Source organism: Nocardiopsis metallicus (genome assembly GCF_014201115.1).
Classification (GTDB): Bacteria; Actinomycetota; Actinomycetes; order Streptosporangiales; family Streptosporangiaceae; genus Nocardiopsis; species Nocardiopsis metallicus.
In genome coordinates this window covers 354,991-375,100 of record NZ_JACHDO010000001.1, presented here as the reverse complement: position 1 = coordinate 375,100, position 20,110 = coordinate 354,991, and the positions used below count along the sequence as shown (strand labels likewise).

Here is a 20,110-nt window from a genome sequence, read left to right as displayed (position 1 = left end):
CAATGGGCGAGAAGGGCTCGCTTCGGCCGATTGATGCCGATCAAGCAAGATCATCTGCGGTCAGCCGTGACCATAATGCCCACCCCGCCCCCATTATTCCCAACCTCCCAGGTCAGGACGGGGGACCGAAAACCGCCCGGACATTGAGGTAACTATTTGGACACACCCCCAGCTTCCCCTCCAACGATGCCTCTCCGTGACATCGTGACATGACGTATACGCAGGTCCTGAGGGGGAAGCGGAAATGCGCACCTCGTCGCGCCCAGTTTCAACTACACAGAGCGACAATAAAGTCGCCCAAGGCTCTCTTCGCAGTTCACGCCAGCTCAACGCGGTGCGTCGTATTTCGGTCAACGCTCTGCTCCCGTTGAGTACCGCTCTGTTGTTCACGCTCAGCTCCGCGTCCCCCGCAACCGCGGAGGTGAGGGAACTGGACACGCTGCGCGTGGAGTTGGCCCAGGCCCGCGCCGAGGTGGCCGCGCTCCGGGAGAGCGCCACGGAGCGGATCCGGGAGTACGAGGAGGAGAGCGCCCGCCTCACGGAGCTCACCGGGGAACGGGAGGCGGCCGACTCCCGAGCCGAGGCCGCGAGTGAGCGCCACGAGGGCAGCAGGCTGGGCGCGGCCCGCCAGGCAGCGAGCGCCTACAAGGGCGCCGACCTGAGCCTGATGCAGGCCTGGACCTCCCCTGAGGGGCCCTCCCTGGCCTTGGAGCGAGGCGCCTACCTCACGCTGTTCGGCGAGCACCGTTCGGCCCACCTGGCCCGGGCCCAGGCCTCACAGGTCGCCACGGAAACCCTGGCCGAGGCGGCCGAGAGCGCGGAACAACAGCAGGCCGAGGCGGCCGAGGCCGCCGACGCCGCCCGCGAGGCGGCCTTTGAGGCCATCGACGCGCAGGAGAAGCGGACCGAGGAACTGCTGGACCGGCAGACCCTGCTGGAGGAGGCCCTGGCCCGGACGCGGGACCCAGAAGGCGAGGAGGAGCGCCGCGAGGCGACTCTGCTCGACGCCCGCGCGGCCGCCCCGGACGCGGTGGCCGCGGTGGCCGCGGTGGCCGCGGAGGCGGAAACCGCCGAACCCGAGGTACGCCCGGCCGAAGGCGAGGCGGACGACCACGCTGAGAGCGGCGGCTGCACCGGCGGGAGCACCGGCGGCTACGAGAACGGGAAGATCCCGGACACCGTGCTCTGCCCTCTCCCGCAGCCGGGCGAGCAGTTGCGCGCCGACGCCGCGGTGGCCTTCATCGAACTCGACGGGGCGTTCCGGTCAGAGTTCGGCCGCCCCATGTGCGTGACCGATTCCTACCGGCCCTACCACGAGCAGGTCCGGCTCTTCCAGGAGATGCTGCCCGGGATGGCGGCCAGGCCCGGCACCAGCGCGCACGGGCTCGGTATCGCCGTCGACCTGTGCGGCGGGGTGAACCAGCTCGGCACCGCGGAGCACCAGTGGATGCTCGACAACGGGCCCTCACACGGGTGGGACAACCCGGACTGGGCCCGGAACGGTTTCGAGCCCTGGCACTGGGAGTTCACCCCCTGACCGTGGGAACCACCACCGCCCCGGGTTCCCGAGAGGCCCTGGTCAGACCTGGGAACCGACCCTGACCTCGTAGGTGCCCAGCTCCCCGGCGTCGACGAGGAGTTCGTCGTCCTCCGCCAGAGCGGGCGTGATCACCGGCAGCAGGGCACGCATCCGGCCCGGACCCGAGGCCAGCCACTGGTGGGCGGGGTCGACCAGGCCGCGGCCGTTCTCCAGGTCGTCCACCGAGGTACTGAGTTCGATCGGCCGCATGCCCCTGCCCTCGTCGAAGGTCAGCACCGGGCCCAGGGTCAGCTGGACGGGCCGCTCCTCCTCGTCCAGCCACAGGCAGGCGGGGGTGTAGGCGACCGCGCGCACGTCTGCCGTGGTCAGCGCCGCCACGCCCACACAGGCGGTACGGGCCTCGGGCAGCACGGCGTCGTCGACGCCCCGCACCAGTTCCGGATGGATCTCGAGTTCGCGGTCTCCGACCCGCACCGGCACCAGCGCGGCGGGGTCGACCGGGGCGCACATCCGCGCCTCGGGTTCGACGATGATCTCGCTGGCGGCTCGCAGGCACGTCTGGCGCGCGTTGTCCATGGCGTGGTACCCGGCGTCCAGCAGCTCGCCGAGGCTCTCCGGCCCGGGGTAGCCCAGCACGTCACCGTCGTCCAGAGCGCCGACGCGCTTGCCTCCGCCGCTCGGCGACAGATAGGTGACCCAGCGCAATGTTCCTTCTTCCCTCTGTCCGTGGCGCTTCTTGCTACCAGAGGCGCGGTACCACCGAAATCCAAGGCGCCGATCCCGCCTCTGGTAGCAAGATCATCGCGGATGGCGCGGGTCAGGAGGCGGCGAGGGGGCTGTGTTCCTTGCCGGTTCCGGCGCAGCCTCGGCAGGGTTCGTCGATCCGGTGCCAGACGACCAGCCCGTTGCCGTCCCGGTGCGGCCGCTCCGGCCGCCACCACCCCGTCCCGGCGCAGAACCGGCACTCGACCCCGTCCCGGTCGCACCATCCGCACGCGAAGATGGCGCACCTGGTGTGTGTCGGTTCCCGTGTCGGGTCCATATGCTCCCACCGTCTCCCGCGAACGCCCGCGAAATCGTGACCAGCCTTGCACAGGCAGTACACGGGAGTCCAGCGGGGACGGTGGGGTGAATGTCCGTTTCATTGGGCTTGTCCGGTACGGCGTACCGGCTCCGGACCCTCTCCCTGGCCGGGGCCGGAAGCCTTCCGGACCTGCTCCGAATCGACCTCAGGCGGTCTCGCGCACCACCAGGTGGGTCTCCAGCAGGACCGTCTCGGACTCGGCCGTGCGCGGGATCGCCACGTCCACGAGCAGTCGCGCCATCTCCTGACCCATCTTGACCGTGGGCTGGTGGACGGTGGTCAGCGGCGGGTCGCTGTGCTGGGCCATGAGGGTGTCGTCGAACCCGACCAGTGCGATGTCCCCGGGGATGGCCAGGCCGCGTTCGCGCAGGACACGGATGGCGCCGACGGCCATCATGTCCGAGGCCACGAAGACAGCGTCGGGGTCACCGCCCTGGTCGAGCAGGCGGACCATGGCCTCCGCGCCGCCCTCCACGCTGAAGTCGCCCTGGACGATGAGGCGTTCGTCGACCCCGCGTCCTGCCTCGGCCATGCTGTCGCGGTAGCCGCGCAGCCGCTCCACACCGGCGTTCATGTCCTGGGGGCCGGTGATGGTGGCGACCCGCTGATGCCCGGATTCCAGCAGATGGCCGGTGGCCGTGCGGGCTCCGTTGAAGTTGTCGATGTCCACACAGAAGGGTGCGGGCTGGGACGGCGAGTAGGGGCGTCCGCCGTGCACCACGGGCACCCCGGACTCGGCCAGGAGCACGGTGAGGGGGTCGTCCCGGTGCAGGGAGACCAGCAGCACGCCGTCGACGTGCGACCCGCTCAGGTACTCGCCCACCCGTTTGTGCTCGGTCTCACCCCGGGCGGTGGTGAGCATGAGCTGGAGGTCGCGTTCGTGCAGGACCGAGCTCGCTCCGCGGATGATGTCGGCGAAGAAGGGGTCCGCCAACAGGCGGTCCCGTGACTCGGAGACGACCAGCGCGATCGTGTCGGTCCGCCGCGTGACCAGGGTGCGCGCCGCCTGGTTGGGGCTGTACCCCAGTTCGGCGATCGCGGTGTGCACGGCCTCTCGGGTGCGTGGACTGACCTGGGAGGACCCGTTGATCACCCGGGAGACGGTGCCGCGGCCGACCCCGGCCCGCTCCGCCACCATCTCCAGGGTCGGCCGCTGCCGACCGCCGCTCTTGGCCACTTGGAGGCTCCTTGGACGTCGTGCCGCCGGATGACCGGACGGCATGTGTTGTGTGTGGGCGGGCGGGGGACCCGCCGTGAACGCGTGTGGGGCGCCCCAGTAGGACGCCCCACGAACACTCGTGGACTACCGCTCGGGGAAGCGGCTGGTCCGCGCCAGTTCCGCGTACCAGTGCCCAGTGTCCTTGATGACGCGTTCCTGCGTCTCATAGTCCACGTGCACGATCCCGAACCGGCGGGAGTAGCCCCACGCCCACTCGAAATTATCCAGAAGAGACCAGGCGAAGTAACCGCGCAGGGGCACTCCGGCGTGGACGGCCTCCTTCGCGGCCCTCAGGTGGCCCTCGTAGTAGGCGGTGCGGTCGGGGTCGTGGACGGCGCCGTCCTCGCTGACGGTGTCCTCGAACGCGCAGCCGTTCTCGGTCACGTACAGGTCGATACCGCCGCTCTCCCCCGCCAGGCGCTGGAGGACGTCGTACAGGCCGGTGGGGTCGATCTCCCAGCCCATGTGGGTGACGGGCAGCCCCTGGGAGACGTGCACCTCGTCGGGGCCGGCCCCGAGCCAGGCCTCGCCCTCGCCGCTGACCAGGGCGGGGTCGATGCCCTTGGCGGAACCCGCGACGAACTCGGGTGAGTAGTAGTTGACGCCGAGGAAGTCGAGCGGCACGGAGATCGTGGCCAGGTCCCCGTCCTTGACGAACGAGAAGTCGCTGATGTCGGCGAGGTCCTCGACGACGTCGGCGGGGTAGGCGCCCTTGAACAGGGGGTCGGTGAAGATGCGGTTGCGCACGCCGTCCGCGCGGCGGGCCGCCCGGGTGTCGGCGGCGTTGGCCCCGTGCGGCCGGATGACCGCCTGGTTGTGGGCCAGACCGACGACGGAGGGGTGGCCGGTGGAGCGGATCGCCTCGGTGGCCAGGCCGTGGCCGAGCAGCAGGTGGTGGGTGGCGGCCAGGGCCGCGGCGGCGTCCCTGTGGCCGGGTGCGTGGTGGCCGTTCTCGTAGCCGAGGAAGGCCGCGCACCAGGGTTCGTTGATGGTCATCCAGTGTTTGACCCGGTCGCCGAGGGCTTCGGCGACGATCTTGGAGTAGTCGGCGAAGCGCAGCGCGGTGTCCCGGGCGGGCCAGCCGCCGGCGTCCTCCAGCGGCTGGGGCAGGTCCCAGTGGTAGAGGGTCGCCCAGGGCTGGATACCCGCGTCCAGGAGGCTGTCGACCAGGCGGTCGTAGAAGTCCAGTCCGGCCTGGTTGACCGGGCCGGTGCCGTCGGGGACGACGCGCGGCCAGGCGATGGAGAAGCGGTAGGCGCCGAGGTTGAGCCGCTTCATCAGGGCGACGTCTTCGGCGTAGCGGTGGTAGTGGTCGTCGGCGGGGTCACCGGTGTCCCCGTTGAGAACCTTGCCGGGGGTCTCGGCGAAGGTGTCCCAGATACTGCGGCCTCGACCGTCGGCGGTGGTGGCGCCCTCGATCTGGAAGGAGGCGGTCGCCGCCCCCCAGAGGAAGCCCTCAGGGAAATCGTTCGGGTTGCTCACTGCTTCGGTACGCACCTTCCATGGCGGGTGAACATCGTTTGGGAGCGCTCCCATTCACCGAAGCAGACCCCTACTCGCAAGTCAACGGAACGAAGTGCGCCCGCAACCCAAACGTTACCGGGGTCCGGGAGTCCGCTCCCCGCGGAAACGGCCCCGGCGGGACTCCCCCCGCCGGGGCCGTTCACGGGTTCGGACGGCTATCCGAGCGACTGGACGACCACTCGCCTACTCTTCGACGCCCCCGACCGGGAGCACGATGCCCTGCCAGCGCTCCTCCATGAAGTCGCGCACCTCCTGGCTGTGCAGGAGGTCGTTGAGGCGGACGATGTCCTCGGCGTCCACGTCCTCCGAACGCACCACCAGGCCGTTGGCGTACGGGTTGTCCTCGGTGTCCTCCCAGGCCAGGGCGTTGGCGGTCTCGGGCAGGTCCGCTTCCAGGGCGTAGTTGCCGTTGACCACTGCCGCGTCCACGTCCTGGAGCGAGCGCGGCAGCTGGGCCGCCTCCACCGGGGTGATCGTGATGTCGAGCGGGTTGTCCTCGATGTCGGACTCCGAGGCCTGCCCGTCCGTACCCTCGGCCAGGGTGATCACGTCGTGGGCTTCGAGCAGCCGCAGCGCGCGATCCATGTTCGAGGAGTCGTTGGGCACCGCGATGTCCGCGCCCTCGGACAGGTCGTCCAGGTCCTCGACGCTCTCGGAGTACACACCGAAGGCCTCCAGGTGCACGTCGGCCACGTAGGCCAGGTCGGCGCCCTGGTTGCCCGCCAGGTACTCCTCCAGGAACGGCACCGTCTGGTAGTAGTTCGCGTCCAGCTCACCCTCGGTCAGGGCCGCGTTGGGCTGGTTGTAGTCGGTGTACTCGACCACCTCGACGGCCAGGCCCGCGTCGGCCGCCAGCTCGTCGTTGACGAACTCCAGGATCTCGGCGTGCGGCATCGGGGTGGCGCCGACCCGCAGCGTCGCGACGCCGTCCTCACCGCCGCCGCCGTCGTCGGCGGCCCGTTCGCTGGCGCTTCCGCAGCCCGCGAGCAGGACCGCCGTGGCACCGGCCACGGCGACCCCCCGCAGCACGTTCGTCCCTGTCATCGCTGTCTCCTTGCCGTTCGTTCCGGACAACTCTGGAAGTGGGGGGAGGGGCTGGCAATACCTGGGGGCGGGGGGTGGTGGCCGGGGTCAGCGCCGGGACAGCCTGCGCACGAGCAGGTCACCCAGGCTCTGCGCGACCTGGACGATGATGATCAGCAGGATCACGGTCGCCCACAGGTAGTGGTCGTCGAAGCGCTGGTAGCCCTGGCGGATGGCCAGGTCGCCCAGGCCTCCACCGCCGATGGCGCCGGCCATAGCCGAGTAGGAGATCAGCGTGACCACGGTCATCACCAGACCGGCGATCAGGCCGGCCATGGCCTCGGGCAGCATCACCTTGCCCACGATCGTGAACTTGCGGGTGCCCATGGCGTGCGCGGCCTCGATCACCTCGCGGTCGACCTCGCGCAGGGCGGTCTCCACGAGGCGGGCGAAGAACGGGATGGCGCCGATGCTCAGCGGCACGATCGCGGCCGTGGGGCCCAGGGTCGTGCCCACCAGGAAGCGGGTCAGCGTCAGCACCGCCACCATCAGCACGATGAAGGGCAGCGAGCGGCCGATGTTGACGATCGCGCTGAGCACGGCGCGCACGACCGGGGCCGGGATGAGGCCGCCCTTGTCCGTGGCGACCAGCAGCACGCCCAGGGGCAGGCCGAACAGCACGCTGAAGACCGTCGCCCACCACACCATGTAGAGGGTGTCCTGGGTACTGATCCACAGGTTGGGCCACATGGCCGGCCAGGCCGCGATGAAGTCGGCGATGGCGGTGAGCGCGTTGCCGTCCTGCGCGAGAACGAGGGCGTCCGCGGGGTTGATGGTCACTTTCCGGCCTCCTCGACCAGCAGGCCGTGCTCGGACAGGTAGGTGAGCGCCTCACGGCGGTGCTCGCCGCGCATGTCGACGCTGAGTCGGCCCACGGACTGGCCCGCCACCTGTTCCACACCGCCGCCGAGGATGTTCACGTCCACGTCGAAGCGGCGGGTGAGCTCGGACATGAACGGCTCGTCGAAGGAGCGCGGGTAGGTGATGACCACGCTCTCGGGTCCGCCGTTGTCCGGCAGCGGGAAGAGTGAGCGGGCCAGCAGGGAGCCGGGGGTGCCGATGAGGTCCAGCACGCGGCCGGACTCGCGGAACTCACCGTTCTCCATGATCGCCGCGGAGTCGCAGATCCGCTTGATCACGTCCATCTCGTGGGTGATCAGCAGGATGGTCAGGCCCAGTTCGTCGCGCAGGCGGCGCAGCAGGGCCAGGATCGAGTCGGTGGTGGCCGGATCCAGCGCCGAGGTGGCCTCGTCGCTCAGCAGCACCGGGGGGTTGGAGGCCAGCGCGCGGGCGATGCCCACGCGCTGCTTCTGCCCGCCGGAGAGCTGGGAGGGGTAGGCGCGCGCCTTGTCCGCCAGGCCGACCAGTTCCAGGAGTTCGCCCACCCGGGCGGCCCGCTTGGCGCGGGAGACCCCGGCGACCTCCAGGGGGAAGCCGACGTTGCCCGCGACCGTGCGCGAGGAGAGCAGGGCGAAGTGCTGGTGCACCATGCCGATCCCCCGCCGGGCCGCGCGCAGCCGGGCACCGCGCAGGGAGGTGAGTTCCTCGTCCCCGACGGTCACGGTGCCGCTGTCCGGGCGCTCCAGGAGGTTCACTGAGCGCAGGAGGGTGCTCTTGCCCGCACCGCTCTGGCCCACGACCCCGAAGATCTCGCCGGACTCGACATGCAGGTCCACCCCGTTCAGGGCGTGCACCTGGCGTTTCTTCAACCTGTAGGTCTTGTGTAGACCCACTGCGTCAATCACGGTTTTCCCATCGACGTCTGGCGGTGGTGTCCCAGCGGCCGCTCTCGGGCAGGGGATGGCTCTGGACTCAGCGTGGGTTCGACGTCCACACCCGAGCGTACGAAGCGCTCACCTGGCGGGCGGCGGCGACGCGCCGGTGCCGGCGGTCGCGGGGCGCGTGGAGGGCGGCCCTGGGGGTGGCTCCGGCGCGTGGCGCCGGGCGCGGCTCGGTGTCAGAGGTGACTAACGGGGCATACGACAGCGACCGCCGGGCAGCGGAACGCACCGCCGGGTGGTGTCCGCCGTGGTGGCGGGGGTCGCTTTGACGTGCTCAGGAGCCTTCACGGAACCAACTCAACCATGATCGGACGGGTCGGTTCGGCAAAATCCCTGGCCCTCATACGGTTATTTACAACACATTGGGGCGTTTGCCGGACGTGTGAATCCCCTCGCCCCTCCCGTTGGTCCGTGTGAGTGCCTACACTCATTACCGTCCCGTTACTCTCCCCGGCGTATTCGCGCCGCGGATGTCGAGGGCCCGGCCGTCGGACGGCCGCCGCGCCCCGCCCGGGAAAGACGAGCAGACGCGTCCACAGCGCCCCCGTACCCGCAGGGGGCCGCGCGTGGAGCCGAGGAGCGACCACACCGTGCAGTTTGAGGACCCAGCGCAGTTCGAAGGCCCAGCGCAGTTCGATGACACAGCGAAGGCCGGCAGCACAGTGAAGGCCGGGGACGAGTACGCCGACTTCTGGGCGCCCGATCCTCCCGCCCGCACCTGGCGGGAGGTCCTCGCCGACTGCGCCGGGCCCCTGCCGCGGGTGTTGCCCGCCCTGGCGCGCCCGGGCCGGAGCCGGGTGGCCGTGGTCTCCTTGTCCCTGCTCGGCGCGACGGCTCTGACACCGCTGCCGGCCTCGGCCGCCCCGGCCCCCGGGCTCCTCCCGCGGGAGCCGGAGAGCATGAGCGACCTCCAGTCGCGCGCCGCGGACCTGACCGAGGAGTTCCAGGGCGAGCTGCGCGACATGGAGGCGGTCATCGAGGAGGCCGAGCGGGCCGAGAGCCGCGCCGAAGGCACCCGCCAGGACGTGCGGGACGCCCGTGACCAGGTGGTCTCCCTGGCGGTGGCCACCTACACCAACAGCGGGATCGACCCGTCGATGTCGCTGTTCGTGGAGGCCGATCCGGACGAGGTCATCGACCGCGCGGTGGTCATCGACTACCTCTCCACCACCAACCAGGAGAAGATCGACCAGCTCGCCCAGGCGCTCTCCCGCGATGAGGTCGCGCAGGCCAACGCCGAGGAGCTGCTGGCCGAGGCCCAGGAGGACCTGGACGCCCTGGAGGAGCGCCGCACCGAGGTGCACGCCCTGATCGCCGACCACCCGAACCAGCCCATGCAGCCGCACAACAACCTCACCCCGCGCACGGAGCAGATGCGCGACCTGGTGATCGAGGAGTTCGGGCGCGGGGACGACGTGGGCGGTGTCGGCTGCTACCGGGCCGTGGGCGGCTGGGTGGTCGGCGAGCACCCCAAGGGCCGGGCCTGCGACTTCATGCTGCACCCGAGCGGGGGCATGCCCACGCAGGCCGAGATCGACCGCGGCTGGGCGATCTCCGAATGGGCGATGGAGAACGCCGACACCCTGGGGATCATGTACATCATCTACCGGCAGCAGATCTGGGACGTGCGCCGCGGCGACACCGACTGGCGCCCGATGTCGGACCGGGGCAACCTCACCGAGAACCACTTCGACCACGTGCACATCTCGATGTTCTGACCACGTTGTGAGCATCGGTCCTGACGGGGGATCGCCGCGTGGCGCAGGCCGAGGCGTAGGTTCACAGCAGGCAGCTCGCGGCCGCGGAACCGATACGCGCAACCACCTGGTCTCCGGTACCTGATCTTCGACGCCCCTGTGGCCACAACCGGTCACGGCCCTCACTCTGCGATCACCGCCCTCCACCCGACGCAGTAGCGCATTTCACAGGAAAAGCCTTCATCCAGGCCTCAGGTGACGAAAGACCTTAATGCTGACGCCTCCCATTACCTAATACCTGATCAGCCTGTCCACGATTCGGTGTCACGATTGAGTCACGTGGAATGTGAGCTCGCGCGCGCTAAGCACGAAACGGTGACGATTCACCCTGTTGACCCCGGTCCGACCTGCCCCTCACACACCAGTCGCGGTTAGGATGCAAGGCGTCCCGACCCCTGGCCTGCGGGGAACCGGCCCGCCGGCTCCACACGCGGCGGTCGGAGCCCCGTTTGAACCGGGGACCTTCCTCACGACACGGGGAACTCCTGCCCTCGCCCACCCGCTCTCGCCCGCGGTAACGGCGTCCGAGGCGGGCCCACCTCCCCCACGGTTCCCCGTGCTGTCACCACCCCGGCGATCCGCCGGTGGCCGCCACGGGAACTCGTGAGAACCCACAGGCGCAAACGTGCGCCTAAGACAACACGGTCACCACATCACCGGGCGAGGGGAGCCATGAGCGAAAACGGACCTTACAACCAACCACCGCAGAACCCTTACGGTGGCGGGGACGGCACCGGCGGCCAGCCGCCCTACGGCCAGCCGCAGGGAGGCCCTTACGGCGACCCCGGCACCGGCGGCCAGCCCGGCTACGGTCAGGCCCCCTACCCGGGCGGCCCCGGCGTCCCCGGCCAGGACCAGGGCATGTACGCGGGCGGCCAGCCGCCCTACGGCGCCGGTCCCGCCGGTCCCGGCGGGTACCCGCCCGCCCAGCCGCCCCAGGGCGGCGGCAGCAAGGCCGGCCTGTGGGTGGTCATCGGCGGCGGCGCGGTCATCATCGTTCTGGTGATCGCCGTGGTCGTCATGCTGGTCACCAACGGCAACCGCGGCGAAGGCGAACAGGTCGCGGTCGGTCCCGGCGATGCCTCCGAGGCCGCCGGTGACCCCGAGGAAGAGCCTGAGTCCACCGAGGAAGAGCCTGAGGAAGAGCCGGCGAACACCGGCGGCGACCTCGGCGATCCGCCGCACGGACTGCCCACCGAGCCCTGCGACGTCTTCACCGAGACGACCCAGTCGGACTTCCACCTCAGCGGTGAGGGCAGGAAGAACGTCTCGGACAACCGGGCGAGCTGCACCGGTTCCTCCAGCCGCGGCGGCGTGCCGGACAACGCCGACAGCACCACCGGCTACCTGGACGTCACCTTCAAGCTGCCCTTCAGCGCCACCGACTCCCCCGAGGCCGCCTCCACGGACATCGAGTACACGCTGGAGAATCTGCGCGGCGATGGCTACAGCGATCGTTACAGCGCCGACGACGTCGAGGAGGACAAGGAGATCGACGGCCTGGGCAGCGAGGCGTACTTCATCAGCACCACGATGAACGACTCGCTCGGCAACTCGTTCCCCGAGGCCATGCTGGTCATCCGCCAGGACAACCTCATCATCGAGATCAACTACGAACTCAGCAACTACACTGACGACAGCGTTGACTTCGTCATGCCGGACAACGTCGAGGAGAGCATGCTCGACGTCGCCAACGAGGCCCTCAACGTCCTCGCCGCCGGCTAGTAACAGCGTCGAGGGTACGGAGTACCCGAGGCCACGGAGGGGGCCGCGGCAGTGCCGCGGCCCCCTTTCTCATCGCCTGGTCTCGCCCTGGTGGCGCGTGCCTAGCCCAGGTCTGCGCGTACCCGGCGGGCCGCCTCGACCATGTTGCGCAGCGCCTGCTCGGTCTCCTCGTAACCACGGGTCTTCAGACCGCAGTCCGGGTTGGCCCACAGGTTCCCGGCGTCGATGTGCGAGGCCGCCAGCCGCAGCGAGGCCTCGATCTCCTCGACCGAGGGCACCCGCGGCGAGTGGATGTCGTACACGCCCGGGCCGATCCCCCGCTTGTAGCCGCGCCGGCCCAGGGCCTCCACGACCTCCATGCGCGAGCGAGCCGCCTCGACGCTGGTGACGTCGGCGTCCAGCGCCTCGATGCCGCCGACGATCTGGTTGAACTCCGAATAGCACATGTGCGTGTGGATCGTGGTGGTCGCCGCCACGCCCGAGGTGGCCAGACGGAACGAGTTGACCGCCCAGTCCAGGTATGCCTGACGCTGCTCCCCGCGCAGGGGCAGCAGCTCGCGCAGGGCCGCCTCGTCCACCTGGATGTGGCGGATACCCGCCTTCTCCAGGTCCGCGACCTCGTCGCGCAGGGCCAGACCGACCTGACGGGCGGTCTCCCCGAGCGGCTGGTCGGTACGGACGAACGACCAGGCCAGCATGGTGACCGGACCGGTCAGCATGCCCTTGACCGGCTTGTCCGTGCGCGACTGGGCGTAGGTGATCCACTCGACCGTCATCGGCTCGGGACGCGAGACGTCACCGAACAGGATCGGGGGACGCACGCAACGCGAACCGTAGGACTGCACCCACCCGTTCTCGGTGGTGGCGTAGCCCTCCAGCTGCTCCGCGAAGTACTGGACCATGTCGTTGCGCTCGGGCTCGCCGTGCACGAGCACGTCCAGTCCGATCTCCTCCTGGAGCGCGATGACGCGGTCGATCTCCGCACGGAGGATCTGGTCGTACTCCTCCGTGGGCAGCTCGCCCCGGCGGTGCGCGGCGCGGGCCCGGCGCAGCTCCGGGGTCTGCGGGAACGACCCGATGGTGGTCGTGGTGAGCGTGATGTCCGTGGGCGCGCCGCGCTCCTTGGGGCGCTCGTAGGCGTCCGGGCCCAGAGCGTCCAGACGGGCGCGCACGCGGGCGTCGGTGAAGGACGGGTTCTGGGCCCTGGCGGCGTCGAACTCCGCGTCCTCGCCCTCGGTCAGGACGCGGCCGAGCAGGGCCACCTCCTTGGCTTTCTGCTTGGCGAAGGCCAGTGCCCCGCGCAGCTCGGGGTCCAGGGAGGTCTCGGCGTCCAGGTCGATGGGCACGTGCAGCAGCGAGCACGAGGTGCTCACGGTGAGCTCGTCGCTGAGGGCGAGCAGGGTACCCAGCTCCGCCACGGCGGCGGGCAGGTCGGTACGCCAGACGTTGCGGCCGTCCACCAAGCCCGCGACCAGGCGGGTGGAGCCGAGGCCGGAGACCGCGGCGAGGTCCGCGACACCCTCGGAGTCGGTGACCAGGTCCAGGCCCACAGCCTCCACCGGGGAGTCCTTGAGCACGCGCAGGGCGGCGGCGCCGATGGATCCGAAGTAGGTGGAGACCAGGAGGGAGGGGCGCTCGGTGAGGGAGCCCAGGCGCTGGTAGACGCGCTCGAGCCGGCCGACGGCGGCGCGGCCCTCGTCGGTGGCCAGGATCGGCTCGTCGAGCTGGACCTCGGTGGCGCCGGCGGCCTTGAGCTCGCCCAGGAGCTTGGCGTAGGCGTCCAGGAGCTGGTCGAGCAGCTCGACGGGCTCCCAGCCCTCGGGGGCGTCGTCGGCGGCCTTGGCCAGCATGAGGAAGGTCAGCGGGCCGACCAGCACGGGGCGGGTCTGGAAACCGGCCTCGGCGGCCTCGCGGAACTCGGCGACGGGCTTGTCACCGACCAGGCGCGGGCGGGTGCTCGGGGAGAGCTCGGGGACGAGGTAGTGGTAGTTGGTGTCGAACCACTTGGTCATCTCCAGCGGAGTGGCCCCCTGCACCCCGCGGGCGAGGGCGAAGTAGCGGCGCAGCTGCTCGTCCCGGTCCCCGGCCTGGGCCGGGGAGGTGAAGCGCGAGGGCACGAGGTCGAACAGGACCGCCGTGTCCAGCACGTGGTCGTAGTAGGAGAAGGTGTTGGACGGCAGGTCGTCCACACCGGCCTCGCGCAGCTGGGCGTAGACGCCCTTGCGGAGCTCGGCGGCGACGGCGTCGAGTTCGGCGGCGGTGGTGGTGCCCTTCCAGTAGGACTCACTGGCGCGCTTGAGTTCGCGATCGGGGCCGATCCGCGGGTAACCGTGCACCGTGGACCGCACGGGCGGCCGGGCGGCCGGGTTCGTAGACATGAAGAGCTTCTCTCCCTCGTCGAAAGCCGGGTACCGGCCGCGAGGCGAGCGAGGGCGCGGGCATGCCGGGGAGCGCCGGATCGGCGCACGGCTGTGCCCGCCCTCGGCCCTCCCTCGGGGCGCGGGACCACCGGCGGCACGGGTGCACCGCCGGGTGGAGGCAGGTCTTCGGACTCGTGGGCGCTTCCGGCGTGGCCGCCGGGTCTCCTACCGGTCACCGCTTCCCAGTTTCCGACTTTTCCGGTCGGATCACCAGTGCTTATGGCGACAGTCGTTCCCACTCACCGCTGCGGGGCAGTCCCGGATTCGCACCGGGTTCCCTCTTTCGACACGCACCGCCCTCCCCGAAGGGCTTCCAGGGTCGAAATGGCGGAGCGTGTACCTTCCACGCCTGCAAGTATAGGGAGCACCCCTCCGCCCCTGAACCCGGCATGGCCCCCGCCCGCACGAAGCGAACCCTCGCCGTGTGCTCGGCATCACACCCGACATCAGCGTTACGTGGGAGAGCGCGCCCCCCGCCTCCCCCGCGAACGTTCGTCTGACGATGAACGTGGAGAACCCCAGGTGAAGCAGCAGAACCCTCAGACCCTGGCCCCCGACCGCCCCTTCCTCACGGTCGCGATCGCGATGGTCGTCCTGCTGGGGCTGGTACTGTCGGCCGCCCGACCGCCCGGTCTGCCGCCGCAGGACGCCGGCGTCGACAGTTCGTCCGGGCAGCCCGCGGCGGACGAGGAACGGCTTCCAGCCACCGGTGAACCCGACCGTCTGACGACCGTCGCCCCCGACGCCCTCCCCGGGCTCGAGGAGGCGAAAATCGCTTTCGAGGGCGACAGCGACACCGACGTCGCCTACCCGGTCATCCCCAACGCCACCCCGCTGTCGGACTTCCTGGACCGCACCCTGACCGCCCAGGTACACGCCTTCGAGGCGGCCAACCCCGGAGCTCGTTCGTTCATCGGGGAGTGGGGGCTGACCGCCGCGCAGGAGGGGATCGTGGGGGTCCGGCTGACCAGCGAGGAGACCGACTCAGAGGAGACCCGCGAGGGCCACAGCACCTACTGGTACGAGACCGGCGACGGTACGGTCCACGGCTCCAGCCACCTGATCGCCGGGCAGGCCGAGCTCACCGAACTCAACGACCGGGTGCGCGAGGCCGTGTCGGACACCGACGCCGTGCCGTCCGCGCTGCACCCGATCAGCTCCCTCTACGACTCCGTGGGCTTCAACCCCGACGGCGACCTCGTGGTGGAGTTCGACTCCGGCCAGGTCGCCCCGGCCTCGGCGGGCCGGATCCACGCGGTGATCCCCCGGGAGGAGGCGGAGAGCCTGCTGTCCGAATTCGGCCTGCGCGTACGCGAGGCCGCGACCACCGGCGTCAACGAGTTCACCATCGACCGGGCCCCCGAGGCGGACAAGGACGGCTCGAACGCGGCCGCCCCCGGTGTGCTGCCCCCGCGTGACGACTCCGTCGACTGCGCCGACCCCGATACCAAGTGCGTGGCCCTGACCTACGACGACGGCCCCGGCGGGCGCACCCCCGAACTGCTGGACGCCCTGGCCGAACACGACGCCAGGGCCACGTTCTTCGTCACCGGATACCCGGTCATGGAGCATCCGTGGGTACTGCGGCGCACCTACGCCGAGGGCCACGAACTGGCCAACCACACGCTCAGCCACCCCAACCTGACCGAGGTCGGGGCGGGTGCGGCCCGCGCCAACCTGGAGGCCACCCAGGCCCTGGTGTACCGCGAGACCGGCTACACGATGGACCTGATGCGACCGCCCTACGGCGCCACCGACGACAAGGTCGCCGAGATCACCGCGGAGCTCGGGCTGGCGCAGATCCTGTGGAGCGTGGACACCAACGACTGGAAGGACCGCAAGGCCGACGTGGTGCGCAAGCGCGCACTGGACGGCGCGGCCGACGGCGCCATCATCCTGATGCACGACATCCACCCCACCACCATCGACGCGTCCATCGGCATCATCCGTGAACTGGACGAACGCGGGTACACCATGGTTACGGTGTCGCAGCTGCTGGGCACCACGGAGCCTGGCGGAACCTATGTCGACGGTGTCCCCGAGCCCCCTTTGACAGACGAAGGGGGAGGCACGGAGGAGACCTCCGGGGAAGGTGCTTCGGACGACCTGGGGTGACCCTCGGGGCATTCCCGCCCCGGGGCGGTGTCCACATGTGGACACCGCCCCGGGGCCAGGGGCCTTGTCCCCTATGTTGCTGCCAGCAGCCGTGTGAGCACCTGCCCTAGGCACGAGGGAGTCGGGTTTTGTCGTCGAGGAGATTCGAACCGGACCGGACCGTTCCTCGGCCGCGCACGGGCCGCCACCCGTTCTGGTCCGGGGCGCTGGCCGTGGCCCTCGTCCTGCCCCTGGCCGCGTGTGAGAACGAGATCGTGGGCGGAGGCGACCCCGAAGAGCTCACCGTGCTGGTGGACGAGGTCGAGGACGGTTTCGGGGAGTGGCGCGGGGACGCCGGGGACTTCACCGGCCACCCCTACGAACCGGAGGGGCTGGAGATCAGCGTCGCCTATCCGGAGTTCGAGGGGGCCGAGGCGTTCTCCGAGGCCTTGGCCGCGCGGGTGGACCAGGAGGTCCAGGACTTCCGGGCCGGGACCCGCGACCCGGTGAGCCTGGGCATCGGCTGGGAGCTGGTCGCCGCCGGGGACGGTGTGCTGGGTGTGCGGCTGCTCCGCACCGAGCAGGACATGCACGGTCTGCGTGAGGGCTACTCGACCTACTGGTACGACGCCCGTGCGGGCGCCGCGGCCTACTCCACCGAGCTGCTGGCCGGGCAGGAGGAACTGGCCGAGCTCAACGCGATCGCGCGCGAGGAGCTGGCCGACGACGAGCAGGTGGACCCGGAGGCGCTGTGGCCGGTGCGGCGCACCTACGACTCGATCGGCTTCAACGACGCGGGGGACCTGGTCGTGGAGTTCAGCGACGGACACCTGTCACCGATCGTCGAGGGGCACGTCCCGGACAGCGAGCCCGGCCGCAAGACCGTGGTGGTCGAGTACGAGCGGGCCGAACCGCTGCTGTCGGACCTGGGTGCCCGGGCCCGGGAGGCGGCCATGGTGGACGAACCCGACCTGGAACTACCCGAGACCGAGGCGGACGGGGGCGCGGAGGACCCCGGTCCGGTGCCGGGGGTGATCACCGCCGGGGAGCCTGAGGTGAACTGCTACGACGGCGAGACCAAGTGCGTGGCGCTCACCTTCGACGACGGCCCGGTCGAAGCCACCCCGCACCTGCTGGACATCCTGGCCGAGGAGGAGGTGACGGCCTCGTTCTACCTCAACGGCGGCCCGGCCCTGACCCGGCCGAGCGTGCTGCGGCGGGCCTACGCCGAGGGCCACGAGATCGCCAGCCACGGTGACGAGCACGAGCACATGAACAAGATGGAGGCCGACGAGCTGCCCCGGCAGACCGCGGCGGTGAGCGCGATGGTCCGCAGGCAGACCGGGTACACCGTGGACCTCTTCCGGCCGCCGTTCGGCGCCACCAACGACGACGTGCACGACGAGGTCGAGGCCCAGGAGATGGCCGAGATCGCGTGGACGATCGACAGCCAGGACTGGGAGAGCATCAGCCCCGACGAGATCGTGGACAACGTCATCTCCCGGATGGACCCGGGCGCGGTGGTACTGCTGCACGACCCCCAGCCCGCCACGCTCGCCGCGGTCCCGGAGCTCATCGAGCGGCTGAAGGACGACGACTACGTGTTCGTGACCACCACCCAGGCGCTCGGCGGCCCCGAGCCGGGCCGGGTCTACCCGGACGGCTGGGACGGAGACTGGTAGGAGTCGGCCCCTAGGCCCGCAGGAGCGGCCGGTGGGAACTGTCCCCACCGGCCGCCTTCCTGTTCCCGGGTGGGTCAGCTGGCCTCGGAGGGCTCCTGGACCACCTTCAGCGCCGGGGCCGGGGCGTCGGAGCCCACGGCCTCCTGGATCGACCGGTAACCGGCGGCGCGCACCAGCCCGGCCAGGCCGCGGTGGATCCGGCGCGGCCACAGCGGACCGCCGTAGATCAGTCCGGTGTAACCCTGGACCAGGGTGGCGCCGGCGCGGATCCGGGCCCAGGCGTCCTCGGGGGTCTCGATCCCGCCGACCGCGACCAGGGTCACCCGGTCGCCCACCTTGGCCCGCAGGCGGCGCAGGACATCCAGCGAACGCTCCTTGAGCGGGGCGCCCGACAGGCCGCCTGCCCCGGCCTCCTCCACCTCGGCCTCGGGGGTGTCCAGCCCGGCGCGGGAGATCGTGGTGTTGGTGGCGATGATCCCGTCCAGGCCCTCGGCCAGCGCGAGGTCGGCGACGGCGTCCACGTCCTCGTCGGCCAGGTCCGGGGCGATCTTCACCAGCAGCGGCAGCTCGGGGCGGCCCGCCTCGGCGAGGGACTCGCGGACCGCGGTGACCAGCGGCAGCAGCTGCTCCACGCCCTGGAGGTTGCGAAGACCCGGGGTGTTGGGCGAGCTGACGTTGATGACCATGTAGTCGGCGTAGGGTGCCAGCCGCAGGGCGCTGAGCGCGTAGTCGGCGGGCGCCTCGGCCTCGGGGGTCACCTTGGTCTTGCCGATGTTGATCCCCACCACGGGGCCCTTGCGCTGGTGGTGCAGGCGTTCGGCGACCAGCGCCGAACCCTCGTTGTTGAAGCCCATCCGGTTGACGATGGCGCGGTCGGCGACCAGCCGGAACAGGCGCGGTTTGGGGTTTCCGGGCTGGGGGTGGGCGGTGACGGTACCCACCTCCACGTAGCCGAAGCCCAGGGCGGCCAGACCACGCGGGCTCTCGGCGTTCTTGTCGAAACCGGCGGCCATGCCCAGCGGGCCGGGGAACTCTCGGCCCAGGGCCCGCACGGTGAGCTCGGGCTCATTCGGTCCCAGGACCCGCTCCATGGTCTCGGCCACACCGGGCACGGCGGTCACGCCGCGCAGGGCGGCGAAGCTGAGCTTGTGGACCTTCTCCGCGTCCATGTGGCGCAGGACCGAGCTGAAGAGGACTTGGTAGAACACGGTCATCCGTTTCCGTCTCCCTCGCGTTCGGCGAGAAAGCGTTCGAGTTCCGCGCCGAGCTCGTCGGCGGTGGGCAGACCCGCGGCGTCGTCGGACAGCGGGGCGGGGCCGCCGCCCTCCTCCGAGCGCGAGGACATGATGTCGTCGTACTGACGTTCCAGGTTGGCGACCACGCGCTGGATCTCCTCGGAGGCCGCGACCTGCTCGGCGATCTCCACGTCCGTGGCGGCGGCGACCTCCTCCATCTCCTCCGTGGCCACTGCCAGGCCGGTAGCCCCGGCCACGTACTCCACGGCGGCGATGGCCGCCCGCGGGTAGGTGGACTGGCCCAGGTAGCTGGGCACGTGGATGGCGTAGCCGAGGAAGTCGTGACCGCTCTCGCCCAGGCGGAACTCCAGCAGCGAGACCGCGCTCCCGGGCACCTCGACCCGGCCGATCCACGGGGTGTGCCCTTCCACCAGTTCGGGCCGGGTGGAGTGCGGAGTGACCGTGACCGGCCGGGTGTGCGGGACCGCCATGGGGATGCCGTTGGCGCTGATGGACAGCGAGACGGAGAAGCGCTCGACCAGGCTCGTGACGGCCGCGACGAAGGCCTCCCACTCGCGGTCCGGCTCCGGGCCGTGCAGGAGGAGGAAGGGACTGCCCTCGTCGTCGTGCATCCGGTACAGGGCCAGCTTGGGCGGGGTGTACTCGGTCCAGGTGTTCTCGACGAAGGTCATCGGTGGCCGACGGTCGCGGTAGTCCACCAGGCGATCGGTGTCGAAGGTCGCGATCTCCTCGGCGGTGAACCGTTCGAACAGCGTCTCAGCCATCTGGCGGCCGGCGTTTCCGGCGTCGACGAAGCCGTCCAGACAGACGAGCATCACCAGTCCGGCGACGTCGTCGAAGCCTGGGTGGAGTTCGTACAGATCTGCGGGGTCACGCACCGGGTTCTCGTCTCCAAAACTGGTCGGGGTCGCAGGGGGCGCGACACACCCGCTCCGGACTGCCGGA

General features: G+C 70.5%; 15 protein-coding genes and 1 riboswitch. Of the genes, 5 read left to right on the top strand and 10 right to left on the bottom strand.

All coding sequences use genetic code 11. The features are described 5' to 3' along the window. Positions 1-334 precede the first annotated feature (334 nt). Entirely contained in the window at positions 335-1,537 is a 1,203-nt protein-coding gene (locus tag HNR07_RS01555) for a M15 family metallopeptidase (RefSeq protein WP_312893524.1), read from the top strand. A 42-nt stretch (positions 1,538-1,579) separates the two neighbouring features. Here the strand turns inward: HNR07_RS01555 and HNR07_RS01550 are convergent, their stop codons facing one another. The 7 genes from HNR07_RS01550 to HNR07_RS01520 all read right to left on the bottom strand — a co-directional run bounded on the left by HNR07_RS01550 (position 1,580) and on the right by HNR07_RS01520 (position 8,183). Continuing rightward, positions 1,580-2,245, bottom strand: a complete 666-nt coding sequence (locus HNR07_RS01550; RefSeq protein WP_184360957.1) for a hypothetical protein — start codon at positions 2,243-2,245, stop codon at positions 1,580-1,582. 112 nt (positions 2,246-2,357) lie between these two features. Then, entirely contained in the window at positions 2,358-2,582 is a 225-nt protein-coding gene (locus HNR07_RS01545; RefSeq protein WP_184360954.1) for a hypothetical protein, read from the bottom strand. Between the two features lie 187 nt (positions 2,583-2,769). Further along, positions 2,770-3,801, bottom strand: coding sequence for a LacI family DNA-binding transcriptional regulator (locus HNR07_RS01540; RefSeq protein ID WP_184360951.1), 1,032 nt, complete (start codon positions 3,799-3,801; stop codon positions 2,770-2,772). 126 nt (positions 3,802-3,927) lie between these two features. Further along, entirely contained in the window at positions 3,928-5,325 is a 1,398-nt protein-coding gene (locus HNR07_RS01535; protein ID WP_184360948.1) for a GH1 family beta-glucosidase, read from the bottom strand. Positions 5,326-5,550: 225 nt separating this feature from the next. Beyond that, positions 5,551-6,411: a MetQ/NlpA family ABC transporter substrate-binding protein gene (locus HNR07_RS01530; protein WP_184360945.1), complete on the bottom strand. Its 861-nt coding sequence runs from the start codon at positions 6,409-6,411 to the stop codon at positions 5,551-5,553. An 87-nt stretch (positions 6,412-6,498) separates the two neighbouring features. Continuing rightward, entirely contained in the window at positions 6,499-7,230 is a 732-nt protein-coding gene (locus tag HNR07_RS01525; RefSeq protein WP_184360943.1) for a methionine ABC transporter permease, read from the bottom strand. Further along, complete coding sequence (locus tag HNR07_RS01520; protein WP_184371238.1) at positions 7,227-8,183, bottom strand: methionine ABC transporter ATP-binding protein; 957 nt, start codon at positions 8,181-8,183, stop codon at positions 7,227-7,229. The genes HNR07_RS01525 and HNR07_RS01520 overlap by 4 nt, the downstream gene beginning before the upstream one ends. A 710-nt stretch (positions 8,184-8,893) precedes the next feature. Here HNR07_RS01520 and HNR07_RS01515 point away from each other — a divergent pair. Both HNR07_RS01515 and HNR07_RS01510 read left to right on the top strand, forming a co-directional pair. Next, entirely contained in the window at positions 8,894-9,949 is a 1,056-nt protein-coding gene (locus HNR07_RS01515) for a coiled-coil domain-containing protein (protein WP_184371235.1), read from the top strand. Between the two features lie 711 nt (positions 9,950-10,660). Beyond that, a complete protein-coding gene (locus tag HNR07_RS01510; protein WP_184360940.1) occupies positions 10,661-11,713 on the top strand; it encodes a DUF3558 domain-containing protein in 1,053 nt (350 codons plus the stop codon). Positions 11,714-11,814: 101 nt separating this feature from the next. Here the strand turns inward: HNR07_RS01510 and metE are convergent, their stop codons facing one another. Beyond that, positions 11,815-14,091, bottom strand: a complete 2,277-nt coding sequence (gene metE, locus HNR07_RS01505; RefSeq protein WP_184360937.1) for a 5-methyltetrahydropteroyltriglutamate--homocysteine S-methyltransferase — start codon at positions 14,089-14,091, stop codon at positions 11,815-11,817. A 142-nt stretch (positions 14,092-14,233) separates the two neighbouring features. After that, a riboswitch (cobalamin riboswitch) is annotated at positions 14,234-14,449 on the bottom strand. 230 nt (positions 14,450-14,679) lie between these two features. On the opposite strand from metE, the gene HNR07_RS01500 reads away from it, so the two are divergent. After that, positions 14,680-16,248 carry a polysaccharide deacetylase family protein gene (locus HNR07_RS01500; protein ID WP_184371232.1) on the top strand — a complete coding sequence of 523 codons (1,569 nt, stop codon included), beginning with the start codon at positions 14,680-14,682 and terminating at the stop codon, positions 16,246-16,248. A 128-nt stretch (positions 16,249-16,376) separates the two neighbouring features. Continuing rightward, complete coding sequence (locus tag HNR07_RS01495) at positions 16,377-17,909, top strand: polysaccharide deacetylase family protein (protein WP_376769894.1); 1,533 nt, start codon at positions 16,377-16,379, stop codon at positions 17,907-17,909. 74 nt (positions 17,910-17,983) lie between these two features. On the opposite strand, the gene HNR07_RS01490 is transcribed toward HNR07_RS01495, so the two are convergent. Together HNR07_RS01490 and HNR07_RS01485 are read right to left on the bottom strand one after the other, a co-directional pair. Continuing rightward, positions 17,984-19,123: a quinone-dependent dihydroorotate dehydrogenase gene (locus HNR07_RS01490; protein ID WP_184360934.1), complete on the bottom strand. Its 1,140-nt coding sequence runs from the start codon at positions 19,121-19,123 to the stop codon at positions 17,984-17,986. Then, positions 19,120-20,043, bottom strand: coding sequence for a proteasome assembly chaperone family protein (locus HNR07_RS01485; protein WP_184360929.1), 924 nt, complete (start codon positions 20,041-20,043; stop codon positions 19,120-19,122). The genes HNR07_RS01490 and HNR07_RS01485 overlap by 4 nt, the downstream gene beginning before the upstream one ends. Positions 20,044-20,110: the final 67 nt, after the last annotated feature.

Excerpts from the sequence above, each read along its gene's own strand:
- HNR07_RS01490 (WP_184360934.1), bottom strand. The coding sequence starts at position 19,123 with ATGACCGTGTTCTACCAAGTCCTCTTCAGCTCGGTCCTGCGCCACATG.
- HNR07_RS01510 (WP_184360940.1), top strand. The coding sequence starts at position 10,661 with ATGAGCGAAAACGGACCTTACAACCAACCACCGCAGAACCCTTACGGT.
- metE (WP_184360937.1), bottom strand. The coding sequence starts at position 14,091 with ATGTCTACGAACCCGGCCGCCCGGCCGCCCGTGCGGTCCACGGTGCAC.
- HNR07_RS01530 (WP_184360945.1), bottom strand. The coding sequence starts at position 6,411 with ATGACAGGGACGAACGTGCTGCGGGGGGTCGCCGTGGCCGGTGCCACG.
- HNR07_RS01545 (WP_184360954.1), bottom strand. The coding sequence starts at position 2,582 with ATGGACCCGACACGGGAACCGACACACACCAGGTGCGCCATCTTCGCG.